At 68.1% G+C, this 19,495-nt stretch carries 16 protein-coding genes; all 16 read right to left on the reverse strand.

Features of this window, described 5'->3' with window-relative positions:
• Positions 1–6: 6 nt before the first annotated feature.
• Positions 7–813 carry a type VI secretion system accessory protein TagJ gene (locus tag ACUTR7_RS01770; protein ID WP_445607960.1) on the reverse strand — a complete coding sequence of 269 codons (807 nt, stop codon included), beginning with the start codon at positions 811–813 and terminating at the stop codon, positions 7–9.
• A gap of 48 nt (positions 814–861) precedes the next feature.
• The gene (locus ACUTR7_RS01775; RefSeq protein ID WP_445607961.1) at positions 862–1,413 is read right to left on the reverse strand and encodes a hypothetical protein; all 552 of its coding nucleotides are present in this window, start codon (positions 1,411–1,413) and stop codon (positions 862–864) included.
• 20 nt (positions 1,414–1,433) lie between these two features.
• Positions 1,434–1,805, reverse strand: a complete 372-nt coding sequence (locus ACUTR7_RS01780) for a hypothetical protein (protein WP_013802359.1) — start codon at positions 1,803–1,805, stop codon at positions 1,434–1,436.
• 117 nt (positions 1,806–1,922) lie between these two features.
• Positions 1,923–3,416, reverse strand: a complete 1,494-nt coding sequence (gene tssC, locus ACUTR7_RS01785; protein WP_012205676.1) for a type VI secretion system contractile sheath large subunit — start codon at positions 3,414–3,416, stop codon at positions 1,923–1,925.
• A gap of 28 nt (positions 3,417–3,444) precedes the next feature.
• Positions 3,445–3,987, reverse strand: coding sequence for a type VI secretion system contractile sheath small subunit (gene tssB / locus ACUTR7_RS01790; RefSeq protein ID WP_012205675.1), 543 nt, complete (start codon positions 3,985–3,987; stop codon positions 3,445–3,447).
• Positions 3,988–4,170: 183 nt separating this feature from the next.
• Complete coding sequence (tssA, locus tag ACUTR7_RS01795; RefSeq protein WP_192366844.1) at positions 4,171–5,196, reverse strand: type VI secretion system protein TssA; 1,026 nt, start codon at positions 5,194–5,196, stop codon at positions 4,171–4,173.
• Positions 5,197–5,253: 57 nt separating this feature from the next.
• The gene (gene tagF, locus ACUTR7_RS01800; protein ID WP_239971407.1) at positions 5,254–5,958 is read right to left on the reverse strand and encodes a type VI secretion system-associated protein TagF; all 705 of its coding nucleotides are present in this window, start codon (positions 5,956–5,958) and stop codon (positions 5,254–5,256) included.
• Complete coding sequence (gene tssM / locus ACUTR7_RS01805; RefSeq protein ID WP_043823006.1) at positions 5,940–9,596, reverse strand: type VI secretion system membrane subunit TssM; 3,657 nt, start codon at positions 9,594–9,596, stop codon at positions 5,940–5,942. Before tssM ends, tagF begins: the two co-directional genes overlap by 19 nt.
• 4 nt (positions 9,597–9,600) lie before the next feature.
• Positions 9,601–10,932, reverse strand: a complete 1,332-nt coding sequence (locus tag ACUTR7_RS01810) for a DotU family type VI secretion system protein (protein ID WP_012205670.1) — start codon at positions 10,930–10,932, stop codon at positions 9,601–9,603.
• A 21-nt stretch (positions 10,933–10,953) separates the two neighbouring features.
• The gene (tssK, locus tag ACUTR7_RS01815; protein WP_012205669.1) at positions 10,954–12,288 is read right to left on the reverse strand and encodes a type VI secretion system baseplate subunit TssK; all 1,335 of its coding nucleotides are present in this window, start codon (positions 12,286–12,288) and stop codon (positions 10,954–10,956) included.
• 17 nt (positions 12,289–12,305) lie between these two features.
• Complete coding sequence (tssJ, locus tag ACUTR7_RS01820; protein ID WP_013802365.1) at positions 12,306–12,905, reverse strand: type VI secretion system lipoprotein TssJ; 600 nt, start codon at positions 12,903–12,905, stop codon at positions 12,306–12,308.
• Positions 12,906–12,924: 19 nt separating this feature from the next.
• The gene (locus ACUTR7_RS01825) at positions 12,925–13,713 is read right to left on the reverse strand and encodes a PP2C family protein-serine/threonine phosphatase (RefSeq protein ID WP_310635584.1); all 789 of its coding nucleotides are present in this window, start codon (positions 13,711–13,713) and stop codon (positions 12,925–12,927) included.
• The gene (gene tagH / locus ACUTR7_RS01830) at positions 13,710–15,785 is read right to left on the reverse strand and encodes a type VI secretion system-associated FHA domain protein TagH (protein ID WP_445607962.1); all 2,076 of its coding nucleotides are present in this window, start codon (positions 15,783–15,785) and stop codon (positions 13,710–13,712) included. Before tagH ends, ACUTR7_RS01825 begins: the two co-directional genes overlap by 4 nt.
• Positions 15,786–15,827: 42 nt before the next feature.
• Positions 15,828–16,316 carry a TssQ family T6SS-associated lipoprotein gene (locus ACUTR7_RS01835; RefSeq protein ID WP_224986306.1) on the reverse strand — a complete coding sequence of 163 codons (489 nt, stop codon included), beginning with the start codon at positions 16,314–16,316 and terminating at the stop codon, positions 15,828–15,830.
• Between the two features lie 8 nt (positions 16,317–16,324).
• Complete coding sequence (locus ACUTR7_RS01840) at positions 16,325–17,113, reverse strand: PEGA domain-containing protein (RefSeq protein ID WP_013802368.1); 789 nt, start codon at positions 17,111–17,113, stop codon at positions 16,325–16,327.
• 9 nt (positions 17,114–17,122) lie between these two features.
• On the reverse strand, positions 17,123–19,240 hold the full coding sequence (locus tag ACUTR7_RS01845; RefSeq protein WP_445607963.1) for a protein kinase domain-containing protein: 2,118 nt from the start codon (positions 19,238–19,240) through the stop codon (positions 17,123–17,125).
• Positions 19,241–19,495: the final 255 nt, after the last annotated feature.

The following is a 19,495-nucleotide window of genomic DNA, read 5'->3' on the forward strand; positions in this document are numbered from 1 at the left end:
GGGGGATCAGCCGGCGGTGCTCAGCGTGAGCTGGCGTACCTGCAGCATGGGAAAGTCCTCGGAGTCGGTGACCCAGGTGCGCTGGCCATGGCCGGCCACGTGGCCCGAGGATTCGTCAGGATCGGAGGAGCCTGTGTCCAGCGGGCTCCACTGCGTGCGGCGCGACATGCGGACGGCATCGTCATCGCCGGGCACCAGCGGATAGCGCGCAGGCATGAAGCCCTGCAGCGCGCCGCCCTCGCGCAGCGTGACCTCGCAGGGCAGCCAGATCAGGTCGCGCAGGTCCTGCACGGGCTCGAAGCCGATCTGTGCAATGGCGTCGAAGGGCAGCCAGTAGTAGCTGCCGTGCGCCAGCAGCTCGCAAACGGGGCCCAGGCGGGTATCGCTGTCGGCCAGCCATTCGAAGCGGTGCTCGCCCATGTGGCCGGCCGTGGCGGGCGCCTCGTCCAGGGCGCGGGCACGCAGGTCCTGGGCGGCCGCTCCTTCATGGGCCAGGGCGTCGATCAGGCAGGCCAGCCATTGCGCGGGCTCGCCCATCAGGAAGGGCTTTTTCTTGCCGGCGAAGACCTCGGCGCGCAGCACTTCGCAGCGGATGGCCTCGCGGTAGGCGCGCGCCATGGGCTCGCACGACGGGTCGAGCTGGGCACACAGCTGCAGCTGCTCCAGCGCCTTTTGCCATTCGCCCAGCACGCACAGCAGCTGGAAGTAGTAGACGCGCAGGGGCGCCGAGGCCGGTGCCTGGCGGATCTGGTCCTTCAGGGCCTTGAGTTGCTCGTCCAGGGAAAGCTGTGAGGTGAAGCTGGGCAGGGGCATGGTGAAAATGCAGGAAAAAGAGAGGGGCGGGGTGCGGCTGCGCCCCGGTCAGTCGTCGTAGGAGCGGCAGCCCCAGCGCACGGCGTCGGGCGCCTCGCCGGCCACATGGCCGATGACGATGCGCGGTGGCGTCTCGTCCACGCCCTCTCTGAGCGGCATGGCGCGCGTGTACTGGGCGGGCAGCTCGCCAAAGCCTTCAAGATCCCAGCTGCTGCGCGCCTGTGGCCGGGCCTTGGTGCGCTGGACCAGCGCCTGCAGGCTGCCCGTGGCGCGCGCCGCGACAATGCTGCCGCTGCCGCCGCGCACGGTGATGGAGGACACCTGCGTTCCATCGATCTCCAACGGCGTGGCAAACAGATAAAGCAGGTCCAGGCTTTCGCCGGGCGCGCGGTCCACCACGGTCACGCCCTGGGCGCGCAGGCGCTGGGCCAGCGCTTCGTCGCGGCCGTCGGGAAACTCGATGCGGCAATGCAGGGCGTCGGTGAACAGGGTGGTGATGTCCGCTGCCGTTGCTGTTGTCGTGACGGGGGCGGCCTGCACCGTGGCGCAGGCCGTACCGGCCAGCAGCAGGGTGAAAAAAGCTTTGGAACAGGCGTTCATGGCGTGGCTCAATGGGCTCATCAGGGATGGCGGTAGATCTTGAAAGCGGGCTTGTGGGTGCGGTAGCCGGGCCCTGCCCAGAAGCCGTTCTGCTTGAAGTCCGAGATCCAGACGCTTCCGTCGAACATCTGCATGTGGCCGGCGGGCGATGAGGTGAAGCCCTGCATCACGGCCACATCGCCCTTCTTGTAGCCACCTTCGGGCATGGCGTCGTAGCGTGTGAAGCCGGCGGCCACCAGGCTGGTGCCGTAGTCCTTGGCATCGCGCGTGCGCTGTAGTGCGATGCCGCCAGCGCCGATCGCATCGCGCACATAGCGCGCGCAGTAGCCGGCCGAACTGGCACGGGCATTGGTCTGCAGGGTGGCGACGGCGTTGTCTACATTCCAGGGCATGAAAAGCCTCTCTGAGTTGGGTCCTGGAGGGGAAAGCTTCTCCAGGCCTGTTTCTTGTTATGGGGCCTGGCCCTGGTGCGAGCGTGTCGGCACCAGGAGCCAGGTGGGCGGGCAGTCTTACTTCGCGCCCTGCTTCACGGAAGGCAGCTTGGACACCAGGCGCAGCGACACGGTCAGGCCTTCCAGCTGGTAGTGGGGGCGCAGGAAGAACTTGGAGGTGTAGTAGCCGGGGTTGCCCTCGACTTCCTGCACCTGCACCTCGGCGGCGGCCAGGGGCTTGCGGGCCTTGGTCTCCTGCGAGGAGTTGGCCGGGTCGCCGTCCACGTAGTTCATGATCCAGTCGTTGAGCCAGCGCTCCATGTCGGTGCGCTCGCGGAAGGAGCCGATCTTGTCGCGCACGATGCACTTGAGGTAGTGCGCGAAGCGGCAGCAGGCGAACATGTAGGGCAGGCGCGCCGACAGGTTGGCATTGGCCGTGGCGTCGGAGTCGTAGTACTCGGCGGGCTTGGCCAGCGACTGGGCGCCGATGAAGGCGGCCACGTCCGAGTTCTTGCGGTGCACCAGGGGCATGAAGCCGTTCTTGGCGAGCTCGGCCTCGCGGCGGTCGCTGATGGCGATTTCCGTGGGGCACTTCATGTCAACGCCGCCATCGTCGGTGGGGAAGGTGTGGGCCGGCAGGTTGTCCACCGCGCCGCCCGATTCCACGCCGCGGATGGAGGTGCACCAGCCGTAGTACTTGAACGAGCGGTTGATGTTGACCGCCATGGCGTAGGCCGAGTTGGCCCAGCAGTACTTGCCGTGGTCGCCGCTGTCGGTTTCTTCCTCGAAGTCGAATTCATCGACCGGGTTGGTGCGCGCGCCGTAGGGCAGGCGTGCCAGGAAGCGGGGCATGGCCAGGCCGATGTACTTGGCGTCGTCGGACTCGCGCAGGCTGCGCCAGGCGGCGTACTCGGTGTTGGTGAAGATCTTGGTCAGGTCGCGCGGGTTGGCCAGCTCCTGCCAGGATTCCATCTGCATGATGGCGGGCGCCGCGCCCGAGATGAAGGGGCAGTGGGCCGCGGCGGCCACCTTGGCCATTTCACCGAGCAGCTCCACGTCGGGCGGGCTGTGGTCGAAGTGGTAGTCGCCCACCAGGCAGCCGAAGGGCTCGCCGCCGAACTGGCCGTACTCCTCTTCGTACACCTTCTTGAAGACGGGGCTCTGGTCCCAGCCCACGCCCTTGAAGCGGCGCATGTTACGGTGCAGCTCCTTCTTGGAGATGTTCATGACGCGGATCTTGAGCATCTCGTCCACCTCGGTGTTGGTCACCAGGTGGTGCAGGCCGCGCCAGGCGCCTTCGAGCTTCTGGTAGTCGTCGTGGTGGATGATGCGGTTGATCTGCTCGGACAGCTTGCGGTCGATCTCGGCAATGATGGCCTGCACCGTCTGGTAGGCATCGTTGGACAGCGTGATCGCCGAGCCCAGGGCCTGCTGGGCCAGCGTCTGCACGGCCGCTTCCACGGCTTCGCGGGCCTGGTCGGTCTTGGGCTTGAATTCCTTTTGCAGCAGGCTGCCGAATTCGCTGCCGGCCAGCGCCTGGGTCGATTGTTCGAGTTGGGTTGCGGTATTCATGACGTGCTTGCCTTCCTGATGTGCTGCCTCAAGCCTCGGATGCAGGGCCCGAGGCCTGCGGGGCAGTGATGTTGGGCGCGGCGGCCAGCGACTTGAGCAGCGCAGGGTCCTTGAGCACCTTGCCGATCAGCTCTTCGGCGCCCTGCTTGCCGTCCATGTAGGACAGCAGGTTGTGCAGCTGGGTGCGGGCCTCCAGCAGCGAGTTGAGCGCGCCCACGCGCCGCGCGATGGCGGCGGGGGAGAAGTCCTCCATGCTCTCGAAGCTCAGGTCGATGTTGAGCTTGCCCTCGCCCGTCAGCGTGTTGTCCACCTGGAAGGCGACGCGGGGCTTGATGGACTTCATGCGCGCATCGAAGTTGTCGATGTCGATTTCCAGGAACTTGCGGTCGGCGATTTCGGGCAGCGGATCGACGGGCTTGCCCGACAGATCGGCCAGCACGCCCATCACGAAGGGGATCTGCACCTTCTTTTCCGAGCCGTAGATCTCGACGTCGTACTCGATCTGCACGCGCGGCGCACGGTTGCGCGCGATGAATTTCTGACCACTCTTGCCGGTTTTGGTGAGCGACATGCGGGTGTTCCTTTCAAGAAAAAAATAGGTCGCAGAAGTAAAAAGCCTGGAGTCCCGCCTTGCGGCGGACCGAAGGGCTGAGGGTGCAAGAGGCCGTGTGGAAACAGGTGGACGGGGTGGGTGTCATGGGGCAGCCAGCTCCTTGAAAGCGAAGTCCGGGTCCAGCAGGTCCGTGTGTGGCCTTCATGTCTGCTGCTCCTGCAGGTGGGCGCCCGTGATCACTTCCACCTGGGCCAGGCTGTCGGGCGACAGCTCGCGCAGGATGTCCATGAAGCCCATGCGCATGAAGCGGGCGGCGCGGCGGATGAGCAGGGGGGCGGGGTTGGAGGGCTCGGTGCGCTCCACGAAGGCGGCGATTTCCAGCAACTGGGCAATCGCCTGTTCGCGGTTGCGCGCCGGGGCGGGTGCCGAGCCTGGCGCGGGGTGGGCCACCGTGCCGCCCTCTGTACCGGTTTGTGCGGCCGGATCGGCTTCGGCGGCCGTGTCGGCATCGCCTGTGGACTGGGGCTGCCATTGCTTGAGGGCCAGCAGCAGCTGGCGCAGGCCGTCGAGCTCGGGCTGCTGGTGGCTGGGCAGGTGCTGTTCGCAGCAGGCGCGGATCTGGTCGAGCTCCTGCAGCGCAGGGGTGACGGCCAGCAGGGTTTCGTGGCCCTCGGCATGCGCGCGGGCCGAGGCCATGCGCAATTCGTCGGCGGTCAGGTGCGGCAGGTCCTCGGGCACGTTGCCCTTGGCCATCAGTTCGGCGTCGCGCACGCTGATCTGGCCCAGTGCGCCGCGCAGGAAGTCGGCGTTGCGCAGGTCACGCACAAAGCCTGTCACGTCCGACAGGGTGCCCAGGGCATTCATGCGCATGAAGTAGTCGTCGCCATCCTCGGGCAGGGGGTGGACATGCTCCCAGTGGCGCTCCAGCAGGGCGCCGCACAGCTGCAGGCCCTGCAGCGTGCCGGGCAGGCCGTGCAGGATGGTCCAGGCACGGCACAGCAGCACGGCCACGCGCAGGTCCTTGGTGCGCTGCATCAGGGCCGAGGCCTGGCGCTCCACGTCGCGCCAGTCCGGTGGCTCGGCGGGGATGACGGTGTCGCCGAACTGCTGTTCTACCTTGCCCTGCGCAGCGCTTTCCATGGCCTGGAAATCGTTGTCATAGGTAAGGTCCGGGCCGCAGGGCGGCTCGGCGGCGGTCTCGGTCAGCAGGTCCTGGATATTGGCCATGGGCGGGTCGGTGTTGCTTGGGTATGGTGTGGAGTGGACGGTGCGATCTGGACGAACTCAGGCGCCCTTGAACAGCCGGGTGAACAGGCGGCGGTGCAGCACTTCGTGCTGGACCACTTCGTCAGGGGCGTGGCGCGGCGTGGCCGAGATCCACCAGACGGAGGTGGTGGAGCCCGGGCGCATGCAGGCGCGCCAGTCCATGCGCGGCAGGCGCGCGGCGTTGCCTTGCGAGGCGCCCATGTCAAGGTCCGCCAGCAGGCTGTGGATGGAGGTGCTGTCCGGCGCGCGGCCGTCCTGCTGGAACGGCCATTGCAGGGTGGCCAGCCGCTCATCGAGCTGCTGGGCTGACAGGGGCAGGCGCCGGGCGTCGATGAGCGCATCGCGTGCGCCGCTCAGAAAGCGTTCGATGTCCTGGTCCGACGCCGGCATGCCGGAGCTGCCGTCCACCGTGGCCATGATGGCCAGTGGAAAGAGCCGGCCGATGCGGTCGGAGCTGGGCCCGATCACGCCCACCATGGGCTGGCCCAGGATGGAGGCGGGGCACAGGAAGAACCACAGCGGCGAGTGCACGAAGCGCGTGGACCAGTTGTCGGCCGCATCGCTGCGCAGCTGGTCCATGCCGTTGCGCAGCCACTCGTCCCAGCGCATGGTCAGTGCGTGGGGCATGCGCCGGCCGACGAAATCGCCCTGGCTTGGCAGCTTGCCCCACCAGGCGGCGCAGGGTCGCTGGAGGGTCATGGCGTTCACAGCCGGTCCGGACATTCGAATTCCTCCATGGCCTTGAGCCGGAATGGGTTGAGGACGCTGCTGGTGGTGACTTCCATGCGCAGCTTGCGTCCGTCGATGGTGAAGATGGCCGTGAAACGCTCGGGCGAGTTGCCCGGCAGGATCTGGGCACGGTCGAACAGGCGGTGCAGCGCCCAGGGGCCTTCGGTCACGATGCCGGTGTTCTGGGCGCCGGCGGCCGTGATCTGCAGCCGGGCCTGGCCGGTGCCGCGCGTGCCGGGCCAGGAGACGGCCTTGGGGATTTGCGGGCCGTGCTGGTAGCGCACGATTTCGCCGTCCACGTCCAGCACCATCTGGGAGATGGAGGCGTCCATGTCCAGCGGCTTGATCTCCAGCCGGATGCCGGGCGTGTTGCCGCCTGCGCGGAAGAACACGTCGCGGATGGAGGCCGCGCGCTGGAAGGCGGCCAGCGAGGCAGAGCCTCCCACCGGCGTGCCGTCCACACCTTGCTTGAAGGTCCAGGGCACGGTGGAGATGTCCACCATGGTCTGCAGCTGGGTGCGGAAGAACTCGTCCATGGTGCCGCCGGTGGCGAACAGGCGGGCGAAGTCGTCCGTGGTCACGTCGCGCGTGGCGCTGCGCGTGAAGGGGTAGCGGCCCAGGATGGCCCGGCGGCAGAAGTCGCCGATGGTGGCGTTGAGGTTGCCGCCCAGCGTGCTGCGCACGCTGCTTCCCACGAAGGACGAGGTGGACGTGGCCAGGGCCTCGTACATGCTGTTGAGCGGAGGCGGCACGCGCTTGGCTTCCGAGCGCACCTTCTCCAGCGTGCCGCTCAGCGAGGGAGGCACGCCGCCGCCCTGGATCACCTGCTGGCGCGCCGAGGCGATGACGGCCGCCGCCTCGTTGAGCACCTGCAGGCTGGCGGTGATGGGCGCCGGGCCCGAGCCGTTGCTGGTGGCAAGGCGCCGGTATTCGCGGAAGCGGAAGTCCACGATGTCGGCCTCCAGCGTGCCGGTGGCCAGCATGCCGCCCACGTTCAGCGGCTTGCCGGTCAGGCGGCTGAGCTGGTGCTGTTCCTCGCGGATGCGCTGCAGTTTCTCGCCCAGCCAGCTGCTGGTGCTGCCCGAGCTGCCGCCTTCCTGCTGGTCCGGGCGGCGGGCCAGCGTGGTCTCGCGGGCCACGGCGCGGATGAACTGCTCCAGGCTGGAGTTGGCGGACGAGTACAGGCGGGCCTGCTCGCCGGCCTGCTCCAGCGAGGCCGTGCGTATGGGGCGGATGTCGGCCAGGAAGGTTTCCCACAGGCGCGCGTACTCCATCAGGTACAGGCGCTTGACCTCGTTGGCCAACTGGCCCGTGAGCACTTCCTGGGCCACGCTGCGCCGGCCTTCGGCCTGGCCCAGCACCCAGGTTTCCTCCTTGGCCAGCAAGGTGGTGACCTTGGGCAGCTCGTGCAGGAAGAGGCCGTGGTAGCCGTCATAGGTGAACAGGCCGCTGATGCCCTGGGTGAGCGGCTTGCCGCTGGCACGCGCAAAGACCTGGGGCGCCTCTGGCCCGCTGGCACGCACCACGCTGAAGTCGGGCGGCAGCTTGTCGCCGGTGTTCAGCAGCTGCTTGAGGCGGCTGTAGGCGCGCTGGGCGGGCGACATCTGGGCCAGGCGCTGGCGCACTTCGGCGACCAGGTTGGCGTCGATGGGCTGGGCGGAGACCACCACGCGGCCGTCGATGAGGCGGTCCAGGTGCTCGGACAGCTGGTCCACCAGGCCGGCCTGCACCAGATGCTGGGGCAGGGTGTTTTCCCAATCGCTGCGCAGCCAGGCCTTGACGAAGGTGGCGTCGAAGTGGTCGGGCTCATAGAGCATGAGATAGGCCTTGAGCGTTTCGTAGCTGGCCTCGGGGCTGCCGGTGCTGACCTGGCGCAGCGAGCGCGCGACATGGCTGCTCAGGCGCGGCAGCCAGGCGTCTTCCAGCAGGCGCAGGTAGGTGGCGTGGGCGGCCGTCTGCACCTTGGGCACCTGCAGCAGGCCCCAGCGCCAGCCCAGCGGGGCCGATTCCTCGAAGCGGCTGCTCTGCGCCACGCGCGCTGCGTGGTTGAGCATGGGCACCAGGGCGACCACGTTGTCGGGGTCGGTGGCCTTGGATTCCTCCACGGCCTGGCGCAGCGTGCCGGCGTTGTCGGCCACTTCGTTCAGGTAGCGCTGGTTGTTCTCGTAGCTCAGCGTCCAGGCCAGGGCCGCGCCGCCCAGGGCCAGCAGCAGCGCGCACAGGCCGGCGGCCTGCATCAGGCGCAGCTGGCGCTCTTTCTTGGCGTTGCGCCCGGTCAGGCCGGACTCGTTGAACATCACGTCCTTGAACAGCGACTCCAGGAAGTAGCTGCGGCCCTGCTGCGGCACGGCATCGGCCGGCAGGCGGCCACGCAGCGCAAAGCGGCGCGACAGGGCCGACATCACGCGGTCGAAGGGCATGCCCTCCTGCGTGCCGCTGGTGAAGTAGACGCCGCGCAGCAACGGTTTTTCCTTGAAGCGCGAGGCGGAGAACGCCGCATCCAGCGTGTCGCGCACCACGTCCTTGAGGCCGGCAAACTGCTGGGGCAGTGCGTAGAGCAGGCTGCGGCGCGCAAGGTCGGGCTCGGTCATCAGCCGCTGTGGCAGCAGGCGGTTGATCTGGGCGACCAGGGCGTCGAACTCCTCCATGTACAGGGCGCTGGCGGCCTGCGGGTCGCTGGCGGGCGAGCGCTGGGTCTTTTCGTCATAGGGATAGGTGAAGCCCCAGACCTGGGCGCGCTCCTCGCGGCTCATGGCCCCGAAGAACTCGTTGAAGCCCGCCAGCAGGTCGCTCTTGGTGACCAGCACGTAGACGGGGAAGCGGATGGTCAGCTCCTCGCACAGCTCGCTCAGGCGCAGGCCGATCAGCTGGGCCAGCTGGGCGCGCTCGGCGTCGCTGGCACTGAGCAGTTCCTGCACGCTGAGCGTGACAATCACGCCGTTGACCGGCTGGCGTCCGCGAAAGCGCTTGAGCAGCTGCATGAAGCCCTTCCAGGCTGCCTTGTCCTGCTCCGCATCGCTTTCCTGGGTGGTGTAGCGGCCGGCCGTGTCCAGCAGCACGGCCTGGTCGGTGAACCACCAGTCGCAGTTGCGCGTGCCGCCTATGCCGGGGATGGCGCGCTTGCCGAACTGGGCCGCCAGCGGGAAGTCCAGCCCCGAGTTGATCAGGGCCGTGGTCTTGCCCGAGCCCGGCGAGCCGATGATCAGGTACCAGGGCAGCTGGTAGATGTAGCGCTTGTTCCAGCGGCCGAACAGGCCGCCTTCGGTCTGGCCGAAGCGGGTCTTGCTCAGCGTGTCCAGGGCTTCCTTGAAGCGCGACTCCAGCTCGGCCACTTCCTCGGAGCCTGCTGCGGGCGTGCCGTCCGCCTCGCGCGGCGAGGTCAGGCGGGCCAGGCCGGTCATGAGGTGCTCGTTCATGCGCTGTGCGCGCCACCAGCGCAGAAGCAGGCGCAGGAACCAGAGGATGAACAGGCCGGCGATGATCCACCAGCGCACGGTGGGGCTGCCCAGCGGCTGGTAGGGCTGGATGAAGACGAGCGGGCCGACGAACCAGATGAGCAGGCTCAGGGCCACCAGGCCCAGAAGCTCCAGCATGTAGCGGTTGAACAGCCATGAGGCGATGCGACGGATCATGGGATCAGTTCCTGGTCTCGGGTGCGGCAGGCAGGGCCTGCAGTTGCTGGTCACGTTGCTGGGGCGCGACCAGCAGGACGATTTCCACCCGCCGGTTCAGCGCCCGGCCTTCTGCCGTGTTGTTGGGGGCGACGGGGTCGCTGTCGGCACGGCCCTCGGCATGCAGGCGCTGGCGGTCGCGCAGCGAGCCGCCCAGCATCTGGGACACGGCCTGGGCACGTTCCTGCGACAGGTTCCAGTTGGACGGGAAGCGCGCCGTGCGTATGGGCAGGTTGTCGGTGTAGCCATTGACGACGACCTTGCCCGGCACTTCGTCCAGGGCCGCTGCCACGCGGTGGATGACCTGCACGTAGCGGGGCTTGACGACGGTGGCGGCCGGGTCAAACAGGCCGTCGCCGCGCAGGATGACGGTGCTGCGGTCGGCCTCGTCGCGCACGCTGACCAGGCCTTCGCGGATCTCGGGCTCCAGGAACTGGCGCAGCCGCGGCTTGAGCGTGGCGACGGTGGCGGCCGCCGAGGTGCGCGGGAAGCGGATCTCGTTGATGGCGGCGAACAGGTCGTCCGAACTGTTGGACAGCCGGTAGCTGAACCACAGGTAGATGAAGAACGCCAGCAGCAAGGTGATGGCAGCCGCCACCCACAGCGGCACCATGGCCCAGGGCGGCGAGGCCAGGCGCTGCACGCCACGCCAGTGCACGGACAGCAGGCTGCTGCGGTCGCCGCGCGTGGATTCGATGAGCTGCAGCAGGCGCGCCTTCAGCGTCTCCAGCTGGGCGCGGCCGTTGTCGATCACGCGGTAGCGGCCTTCAAAGCCCAGCATCACGCAGTAGTACAGCAGCTCGATCAGGTCGATGTGCTGGTGCGGCGTCTGCACCAGGCGGGCCAGCAGCTGAAAGAACTTCTCGCCGCCCCAGGTTTCGTTGTGCAGGGCGACCAGCAGGCTGTGCTTGGGCCAGACGCCGGCACTGCCCCAGGGCGTCTGGGCGGCGGTTTCGTCCAGCACTGTGCAGATGCAGTAGCGTGCACCGATGATGGTTTCCATGGGCACGCCGCTGGCGCCTGCGCGCTGCTCGAACTCGCGGATGTGCTCGAGCAGCAGTTGTTGCAGCGCGCGCGGGTCCTCATTGGTGACCATGGCGCGGATCTGGGGGATGAGGTTCAGCAGCCGGTTGGCGGCGGCCACCAGCGGGTTGCCGCCGCTGACCACGTCGGGCAGGTTGGAGCGCAGCGGCTCCTGGCCGGCAGGCGCGGGCGCGGCGCTGGCCGCGCCTTCGGCACGGCCCGTGTCGGCGTCGCCGCCCCAGGGCATTTGGTGGCTGATGTTGGAACTGTTCATGTCGGAAGATGCGTCGCGCCGTCAGCGGCGGATGGCCCAGAACTCCAGTTGCAGGTCGGGGAATTCGCCGGAGACGTGCATGGCAAGGCCGCCGGAGCTTTGCAGCTGGTTCCACAGATCGTGCGTGGTGTCCACCTCGAAATAGTTGTAGCCCGCGTGGTAGGGAATCTCGCGCGGGGCAATGGGCAGGGGCCGCAGCGTGACGCCGGGCAGGTGCAGGTTCACCAGGTCGCGTATGCGCTCCACGGGGCCCAGCTTGGTCTGGGTGGGGAAGTGGGTGCGCAGGAATTCCGGCGTGGTCTGGGCATGGGCGGCCAGCACGAAGTCGCAGGTGGTGAGCAGTTCGGTGGACGGGATCAGCGCCACGCGCACGCCGTACTGGCGGTCGTGCAGCGGGATCTGGATGGCGTTTTGCTCCAGCACCGAGGACAGGCTGCGCCGCAGCTCCAGCATCAGCGGCGGGAAGCTGCGCCGCAGGTCGTCATGGTCGTAGGCGGGCAGCACCTCGGGGCGGCGGCGCTCGTGGTCGAAGGTGGTCAGCTCGGCGGCCAGGCGCAGCAGTTCCTCGAACAGGCGCTCGGGGTGGATGCTGGCGGTGCGCACCCAGTGCTGGGCCGCGCCCGTCCAGTGGTTGATGAGCTGCAGCAGCAGGAAGTCGCCGACCTCGCCGATGCCGCCGCGTTCGGGCTGGATCATGCGCTGGGCCAGCACTTCGCCGCGCTGGCGCAGCAGGCCGTGGATTTCCTTGCAGAAGGTGTTGAGCACCGAGCTGGGCCCGTTGTTGACCACGGTGGGGATGAAGCCGGGCTCCAGCAGCACGCCGCCGCTGGCCTGGCGCTCCACCACATGGGCCACGGGCAGGCTGACCCAGCCTTCGGTCAGCTCGTGGGCGGGGCGCAGGCTCAGGCGCAGCCGGCCCAGCTGCACCTCGGCGGGCTGGGCACCCACGTCGTTGCTGTCCGCCACTTCGGTCACGTCGCTGAGATAGCGCGCAGGGCTCTGGGAGCCTTCGCCAAAGGTCACTTCGCTGCCCGAGAAGCGGCGCAGCGGCAGCGCCAGGTGGACCACCACGTCCTTGAAGTCCTTGCCGATGTCCAGCGGGGTGGGCGCCTCGTCGTCGCCCGGCAGCTGGAACGGCGTGCCGTCGGGCAGCACGCCGTGGGCCGAACGGATTCCCAGCTTGCCCATGCGCAGCAGATCGGTGTCCAGCTCCAGTTCCGAGAAGCCCCAGAAAAAGGGCTGCCCCGGCAGGCTGCGTGACTGCAGTTGCCGGAACAGGAAGCGCTCCTGCTGCTGGAAGTGCTGGGGCCGAAGGAACATGCCCTCGGCCCAGATGACTTTGCGTTGCCAGACCATGGTGGATAGATGTGCGTTTATTGGGATGCGGGTTGAATGCGGACGGTGACCTCTTCGCGGGTCAGGTGCACCTGGTAGCGCACGGGCTGCAGCTTTTCGGTGGAGCCCATGCCCCACCAGCGCCGGCGCAGCTCCACGGAGTTGGGCGCGACGGCCGAGGCGCGCCAGGTGCTGCGCTCCAGATCGCGGTAGGCGGCGAACAGGCCGAAGGCGCGCACATCGGGGTTGCCCTTGCGCTCAATCACCTGGCGCTGGCCGGGCGCGACCAGGAATTCCTCGCGCCGCACGAAGTCGCTGCCCAGCTGGCCGTCGTCCTTGTCCTGCAGGTCGAAGAAGCCGGCGCGGTCGAAGGCGGCGGAGGCGCGCAGCTCGTAGATGCGCAGCAGAACGGGCTTGGGAATGCCTTCACGGTCCGGGTTGATGTCCATGTCCGCCACCACTTCGAATATGGCGGTGGGCACGGCTGTGGGCGCCACTTCGGGCGCGCGGCTCAGGGGGTTGAGGGAGCCGCAGCCGGCCAGGCCGGTCACCACGGCCGTGCCCAGGCCCAAGGCGCCCAGCGTTTGCAGCGCCTGCCGGCGCCCCTGCGATCCCTGCGGTTCCTCTGATCTCCACATGGCTTCTCCTGTCTCGATGTCAGTCATTGGTTTCACGCGGGCAGATCCACACCGTCAGCGCACTGAGGTTGTCCTGGTGCGGATTGCCGCTGGATACGACGCGGCCGACCATGCGCTGTATCCATTCGTCGGGGCGTTGGCTGGCGGCCAGCAACTGCTCCATTTCCGACTCGTGCATGCCTTCCCACAGGCCGTCCGAGCACAGCAGGAAGACATCGCCGGGCTCCAGGGCCACGGCGTCGGCGCGGATGCTGGGCGGCACCTGGCCCTCGGCGCCAATGGCGCCGGCCAGCACGTTGCGGTTGGGCAGGCGGCGCGGGTCGTTCTCCTCGTACAGGCCGGCGTGCAGCAGCTGCTGCACCAGGCTGTGGTCTTCGGTGCGCAGGTGCATGCGGCCCGCGCGGAACCAGTACAGGCGCGAGTCGCCCCAGTGCGCCCACAGGGCACGACCCTGCTCGGGATCGATGCACAGCACCACCACGGTGGCGCTCATGTGCATGCGCGAGACCGAGGTGGACTGCTGGCCGCTGACGCGGTGCTCCGCCTGGGAAATCAGGGAGGCCAGGCTGGCTGGGGCGAACAGCGGGTTCTCCCGGAAGCCTTCCAGCACGGCCTGCACGGTGAGCTGGGCGGCGAGCTCGCCGTGCCCGTGTCCGCCAGCGCCATCGGCCAGCGTGCAGCACAGGCCGCCGGCGCCCAGGTCCATCAGGCCCATGGCGTCTTCGTTGCTGGAGCGCCTGCCGCTGTGGGAGGCGCTGGCCACCTGGATGCTGTAGCGGTGGCCGGCTCCGTCGAGGTAGGCGATCACGGCTGGCCTTTCACGGACTGCTCGGCGTTTTCGTAGGCCTCGACGAAGGTGCGGCCCGAGAAGGCCATCAGGTCGTCCTCGGCATGGCGGCGCAGTACGTCGAAGTTGTGCTTGTAGTCGTCCCACAGCGCGGCCTTGCGGCCATTGGTCAGCAGCTTGTCCAGCAGGCCGGGGTTGGTTTCTGTGCGGCGCTCCAGCTCGGTCGGATCGAACCGGGTCAGGGCTTCGGCATAGGCGGCGCGGATGCCGGCCATCAGGGCCAGCTGGTGCACATGCAGGTCCTGGAAGGCATCCTGCATGGCAGGCAGCGGCTTCATGAAGCCCGGGAAGGTCTGGTGGACCATCTGCATGAGCACGCCCTCGGAATTGGGCAGGAACTTGAGCGGGTTGTTGGCCCCCGTGGCAATGATGGTCACGCCGGCGCGGAACTCGCGCTTGATCTCGGAGCGCGCGGCCAGCAGGTCGATGGTTCCCTGCACCGCAATGCGCAGGGCTTCGCCGAAAGTGCGCATGAATTCCGGTGTGACCTCGAAATGGGTCTTGGCCGGGTTCAGGCCTGCGCCCTCCATGAAGGCGGCGGCCAGTGCCTGCAGATCGGCGTTGGCGGCCGGCTGGGGCTGCACGGGAATATCGACAGGCGCGGCGGTGGAGGGCAGGGCGCCGATGGGGATGGCGGCGTCGCCCTGGCCGAGGATGCTGGAGGCCGCGGGGATATTGAGGTTGACACCTGCGTCAAGGGGGGCCGAGGCAGCGGCAGCCCTGGCGACGGGCGCAACGTGGGCAAGACCGGACTTGAAGAGGTCCAGATCCAGTCCATTGGTGGGCAGCAGACCGTCCAGCGCGGCCGGCTCGGCGGGGATCTGGGGCACGGGCGCCGGTGCAGGCGCAGCAACCGGAATGTCCTGTGCCTGCGTCGGTACCTGCGCGTGTACCTGCGTCTGTGCCCGTGCCTCTACCTGTACAGGAAGCTGCTCCTGCACTGCAGGAATCACGGTATCGATCACAGGCGGGAGTGAGTGCTGGGCCGGTGCTGCCGCCTCCTGCGGTGGCACCGGCTCTGCGGGCTGTGCATGCGACTGCATGCGCGGCAGATTGAAGGCCTGGCCCAGTTCGGAGCCCCGGCCCGAGGCCTGCTGCAGCGGCTGCGCATCGGGGGGCAGGCCGCCCTGGTCGAACAGCGCAAGCGGGTCGAGCTTTTGGGATTGCTCGAAGCACGAAGGCAGGCCGGTATGGGAGGCATCATGCAAGGCCTCGGTGCTCAGGCCCTTGAGCGGCAGGGTGTGGACCATGCCGTCATGGCGCTGCTGTATCAACTCGCCCGTGCCTTGCGATGGCAGGCCGGCCCAGCCTTCCTCCTGCTGCCGAGCCTGCTGGGGCGGCGGAGCAAAGGGGTCGAAATCATTGGGGATCAGCAGGGGGCGATGCTGCGGCTTGGCGGGCTGCGGCATGGCCAGTGCAGCCTGCTCGGGCGGGATGGCGCTCTCGATCGAAGGCACGGCAGGGGTCTGGATGGCATCCAGGCTCAGTGCCGTCAGGCCTTCCCAGGGATCGGCGATGCCGGGGGCGGCGGCAGGCAATACGTCTGCCAGCGGCGCTGCCTCTGCCGGCGGCGTTGCTTCCGGCAGCGGGGGCTGGGCGGCGACGGGAGGCGGGGCGGCTGTGGCGGGTGGGGCCGCTGCCTGCGTTGCTTGCGCGGCTTGTGTGGCTTGCGCGTTTTGCATTGCAGCCGAAGGCGGTGCCTCGAAAGGTGTGCCCGGCGCCACGGCGGCCAGGGTGTAGGCGCCGATACGGATGCGCGCGCCCAGGGGCAGGCCCACTTCCTGGCCCGAACGCACGGGCTGCTCTGCCACCCAGATGGGATCACGCTCGCTCAGGTTCGCAACAAAGGCTCCCTCGGAATCCAGCCTGACCATGGCGTGCACGCGCGCGACGGAAGCGTCCGGGTCCGAGATGATGAGCTTGTTCTGGCCACTGCGTCCGATCGTGCCGCCGGCCATGCCGAATACGGCATGCCAGTGGCGATCGACCGGAACGCCATCGTGGTCCACGACCCTGAGTTCGATTTTGTCCATGGAGTCTTAGGCTAGGCAGTTTTCAGGAAGCGTCGGGATGCCTCAGGAGGCTTTGCGCGCGGGCGCAGGGCGCTTGTTGCGCAGCGCGGCACGGGCGTTGTTGAACTCCCGGCCCCAGATGGGGTGGCCCTTTTCGGCCTCCGTCAGCTGGAAGGTGGGGTCCAGGGCCAGGGCCATGTCGAAGTGCTGGCGGCAGGGCTTGCGGCGGCCTTCCACGCAGTGGCTGAAGGCGATGTACTTCAGCGCCTTGACCTGGCTGCTCATGGGCAGTTCCTGCGCGGTGGACAGGGGCGTCAGCGCCGTGATGGCGTCCTCATAGCGGCCGTCCACATAGAGCTGGATGGCTTCGACCAGCTCCTGCTCCTTGATCACCACGGGGTCCACGGGCTTGACGGGCTCCGGAGGCTGGACCACGGTCGGGGCCGGCTCGGGCTCCACGGGCTTGGGCGCGGTTTCACACGCGGCCAGGCCGAAGGCAACGGCCAGGGCAAGGGTCAGGCGCTGGATGGAGTGAGGAATATTCAGGGTCATGGACATGGTCAGCGGGCATCAAAGTCATGGGAAAGGGTCACCGACTGGCCGTCGGTGATGCGAATCACCTGCCGATAGCTCTCGAAGCCGGGATTGCGCAGCTCCACCGTGTGGGAGCCTGGCGCCAGCTTGAGCAGCACGACGGGAGGGGTGACGCCGGACGGCTTGCCGTTGATCAGCACATTCGCCCAGGGGCTGACCCTCAGGCGCAGGTTGTGATCTGTCCGTGGCGTCTCAGACCGTGCGGCCAGCGCGGCGGAGCGCGCTGGAGCAAGGCCGGGTGTCAGGGCGGTGATCGAGGTGATCACGCGGCTGTTCAGTGCAAAGCCACCGGCCGTGGGTGCCGCAGGGGCCGTGCGCAGCCGCTGCGCGGAAGGGCAGCGCTGGATCCAGCGGTCCTGGGCGCGGCTGTAGGCGTCCCGCCACGGCGTACCCGTGGTTTCGTAGGCTTGCAGTGCAAAGCCCGGGTGTGCGGAGAACGCGGAATCGAAGGCCGCCTCGCAGCGCGCCCATTCCTTGTGCGTGCAATAGGTGTAGGCCAGGTACTTGTGGGCGGAGGCCCGCTCCATGGGATCGGCCAGCCCGCCAAACAGCGCAGCCTGCAGCGCACGCTCGGCCTGGGCCAGGTCGCGCGCCTCGAACAGCGCAATGCCCTGCGCCAGCTGCGGGCGTCCTGCCGAGCCGGTTTGGGCGGGCGCGGTCTCTTCGCATGCCGCCTGGGAATGCGCCAGGCAGGGCAGGCCGAGCACTGCAGTGCACAGCATCCATCGCCAGCGGTGGTTCATCAGTCGAGCCATGGGCCGCGCTCATTCGAAAAGATGGTTCACGGTCACCGACTCGCCCTTGGTGACCGTGATGGTCTTGGTCACCGTGGAGGCCGCACCCGGGTTGCTGATGTCGATGCGGTACTCGCCCTCTGGAAGCTCCATCTGGGTCAGCGGCGGGCTGGTCCGTGCCGGGGCGCGGTTCACGGAGACATAGCCCCAGGGCACGACCCGGAACACCACCTTGCCCGTGGCCGCTGCGGGCTTGACGGGGCGGGCTTCGGTCTTGGGCGGCTCGGTGGGCAACGGCTCGGACCCGGTGGCCACCGTGACGGGGACGACGGGCGTGCTCTGCTCGGGCTGCGAAGGGGCAATCTCGGGCAACGCGGCCTGCTGCTCGGGCGAGGTCATCGGCTGCACCTGCTCCGTGGAGGCCAGCGAAGCCTCGTTGAGCAATTGCTTGAGCAGCGCCTGGGCCTCGGTGCGGTGCTGTCCTTCGGGGAAGCTGTCCAGGTAGTCCTGCAGGCGGGCCAGGCTGGACTGGCTTTGCGCCTGCTGCCAGGCCAGGCTGTCGCGTGCTGCCAGGGTCTTGGCGCGTGCCTGGTCCTGGGAATGGTCGTACCACAGCACGCCGCCGCCCGCGATGGCAGCCAGCACCAGGGCGCCGATGGCCAACGGTACGGCCATGCTGCTGCGCCTGGCCTTGGGCGCTGCCTGGGCCCCCGCAGCTGGAGGCCGGGCAGCCGGAGGCTTGCCTTGGACGGCCGGCGCTGCGGCGGGCTGCTCGGGAACGGGTGCAGGTGGTGCAGCCGGAACCGGGGCCTGACCCGTAGCCTGAGGCGCCGGCATGCCCGGCAGTGCCTGGTCGATGTCGATGAACGGCCCGTTGCCCAGGCCCATCGGGTCGGCTGCAGAGGCCTGGGGCGCAGATGGGGGAGCCATCTGAGGCGTTGCCATGGCAGCAGGCGTGGGGGCCGGTGACGCAGGGGCTATGGGTGGAATCGTTGCAACAGGCGGCACGGGCGGCACAGGTGCCACAGGTGCCACAGGTGCCACAGGTGCAAACGGCATGACCGCCGCCACGGGCGCAACCTGCGGGTTGGGTGCGGGAACGTAGGTTTCCGTGATCGGCAGGAACCGGGGTGCCTGCGCCGATGCCGACTCGCTGGCCATGGCGGCCTGAACGGCCGCAGGCGTCGTGATCGGGATGTAGATGGGGCTGGGGCTGGGGCTGGGGCTGGGCTCCACAGGCGCAGGCGCCGCCCGGTTTTCGGCAGACAGGCCCAGCAGGCTGCGCAGTTCGGCAATCGACTGGGGCCGGTCCTGCGGGCGCACGGCCAGGGCTTTTTGCATGCCCTGCAGGAAGGCGTCGGAGTAGCCGGGAACCTGCTCGGAAGTCAGCGGCTGCATGGGGTCCGTGACCATGCGCGCCACCGAGGTGGCAGGAGTGCGGCCCGTGGCGGCCTGGTGAATGAGGGCGCCGACCTGGTAGATGTCCGTCCACGCGCCCTGGGGCATGGCGCCATCGTCCACGTACTGCTCGATGGGCGCAAAACCGGGCTTGAGCACCATGGTCAGCGCCTGGGTCATGTCACCGATGATGCGGCGCGCGGCGCCGAAATCCAGCAGCACGGGGCTGCCATCGCGCTGCACGAAGATGTTGTCCGGCGCGATATCGCGGTGGAAGCAGTCCTGTGCATGCAGGACCTCGAGCACATCGAGCAGCGGGGCCAGCAGGGTGCTGAGCTGGGCCTGGTCGATGCGGCCCGACGATGCCTGCAGCACGCGGCCCAGCGTCTGGCCCTCGTAGTGGCGCATCACCATGTAGGCCGTGCCGCCGGCTTCGAAGAATCGGTAGACATGCACCAGGGTGGGGTGCGAGAAGCGCGCCAGCAGGCGGGCCTCGTTGATGAAGCTGCGCAGCCCGGCGTCGAACGCGCCACGGTGCTGCGAGCGCACATGCACCTGATGGGAGCTTTGCCGCCCGGCCAGGGCCGAAGGCATGTACTCCTTGATCGCGACCTCGCGGTCCAGCGAGAGGTCACGGGCCTTGTAGACGATGCCGAAACCGCCTTCGCCGATGACATCGAGCACGCGGTATTCGCCAATCTGGACACCTGCCGGAAGGCAGTTGGTCGAACATGCTGCTTCGCTATCCATGCAATCCCACCCAAGATGTTGTTTCACACCCTGGCGGGCGATGTCTGTCGCGCAGCCAGGGTGCCGAACCTGTTCGAGGCCATTGGACAAGGAGAAAGCCGGCATCACACCGGCAATCTGTCTCTGTAAACCGTTGGTTTTCCTCAATCAGCCTATTGTCTGAAGCCAGGGGCCAAAGACGAGCGTCATGGATTCGTCATGAATACAAGATCGTATTTCAATCGGACTCCGAATGCGGCGTGAGTGTAGCTTGAG

This window comes from Delftia sp. NA_296.1 (assembly GCF_052692095.1).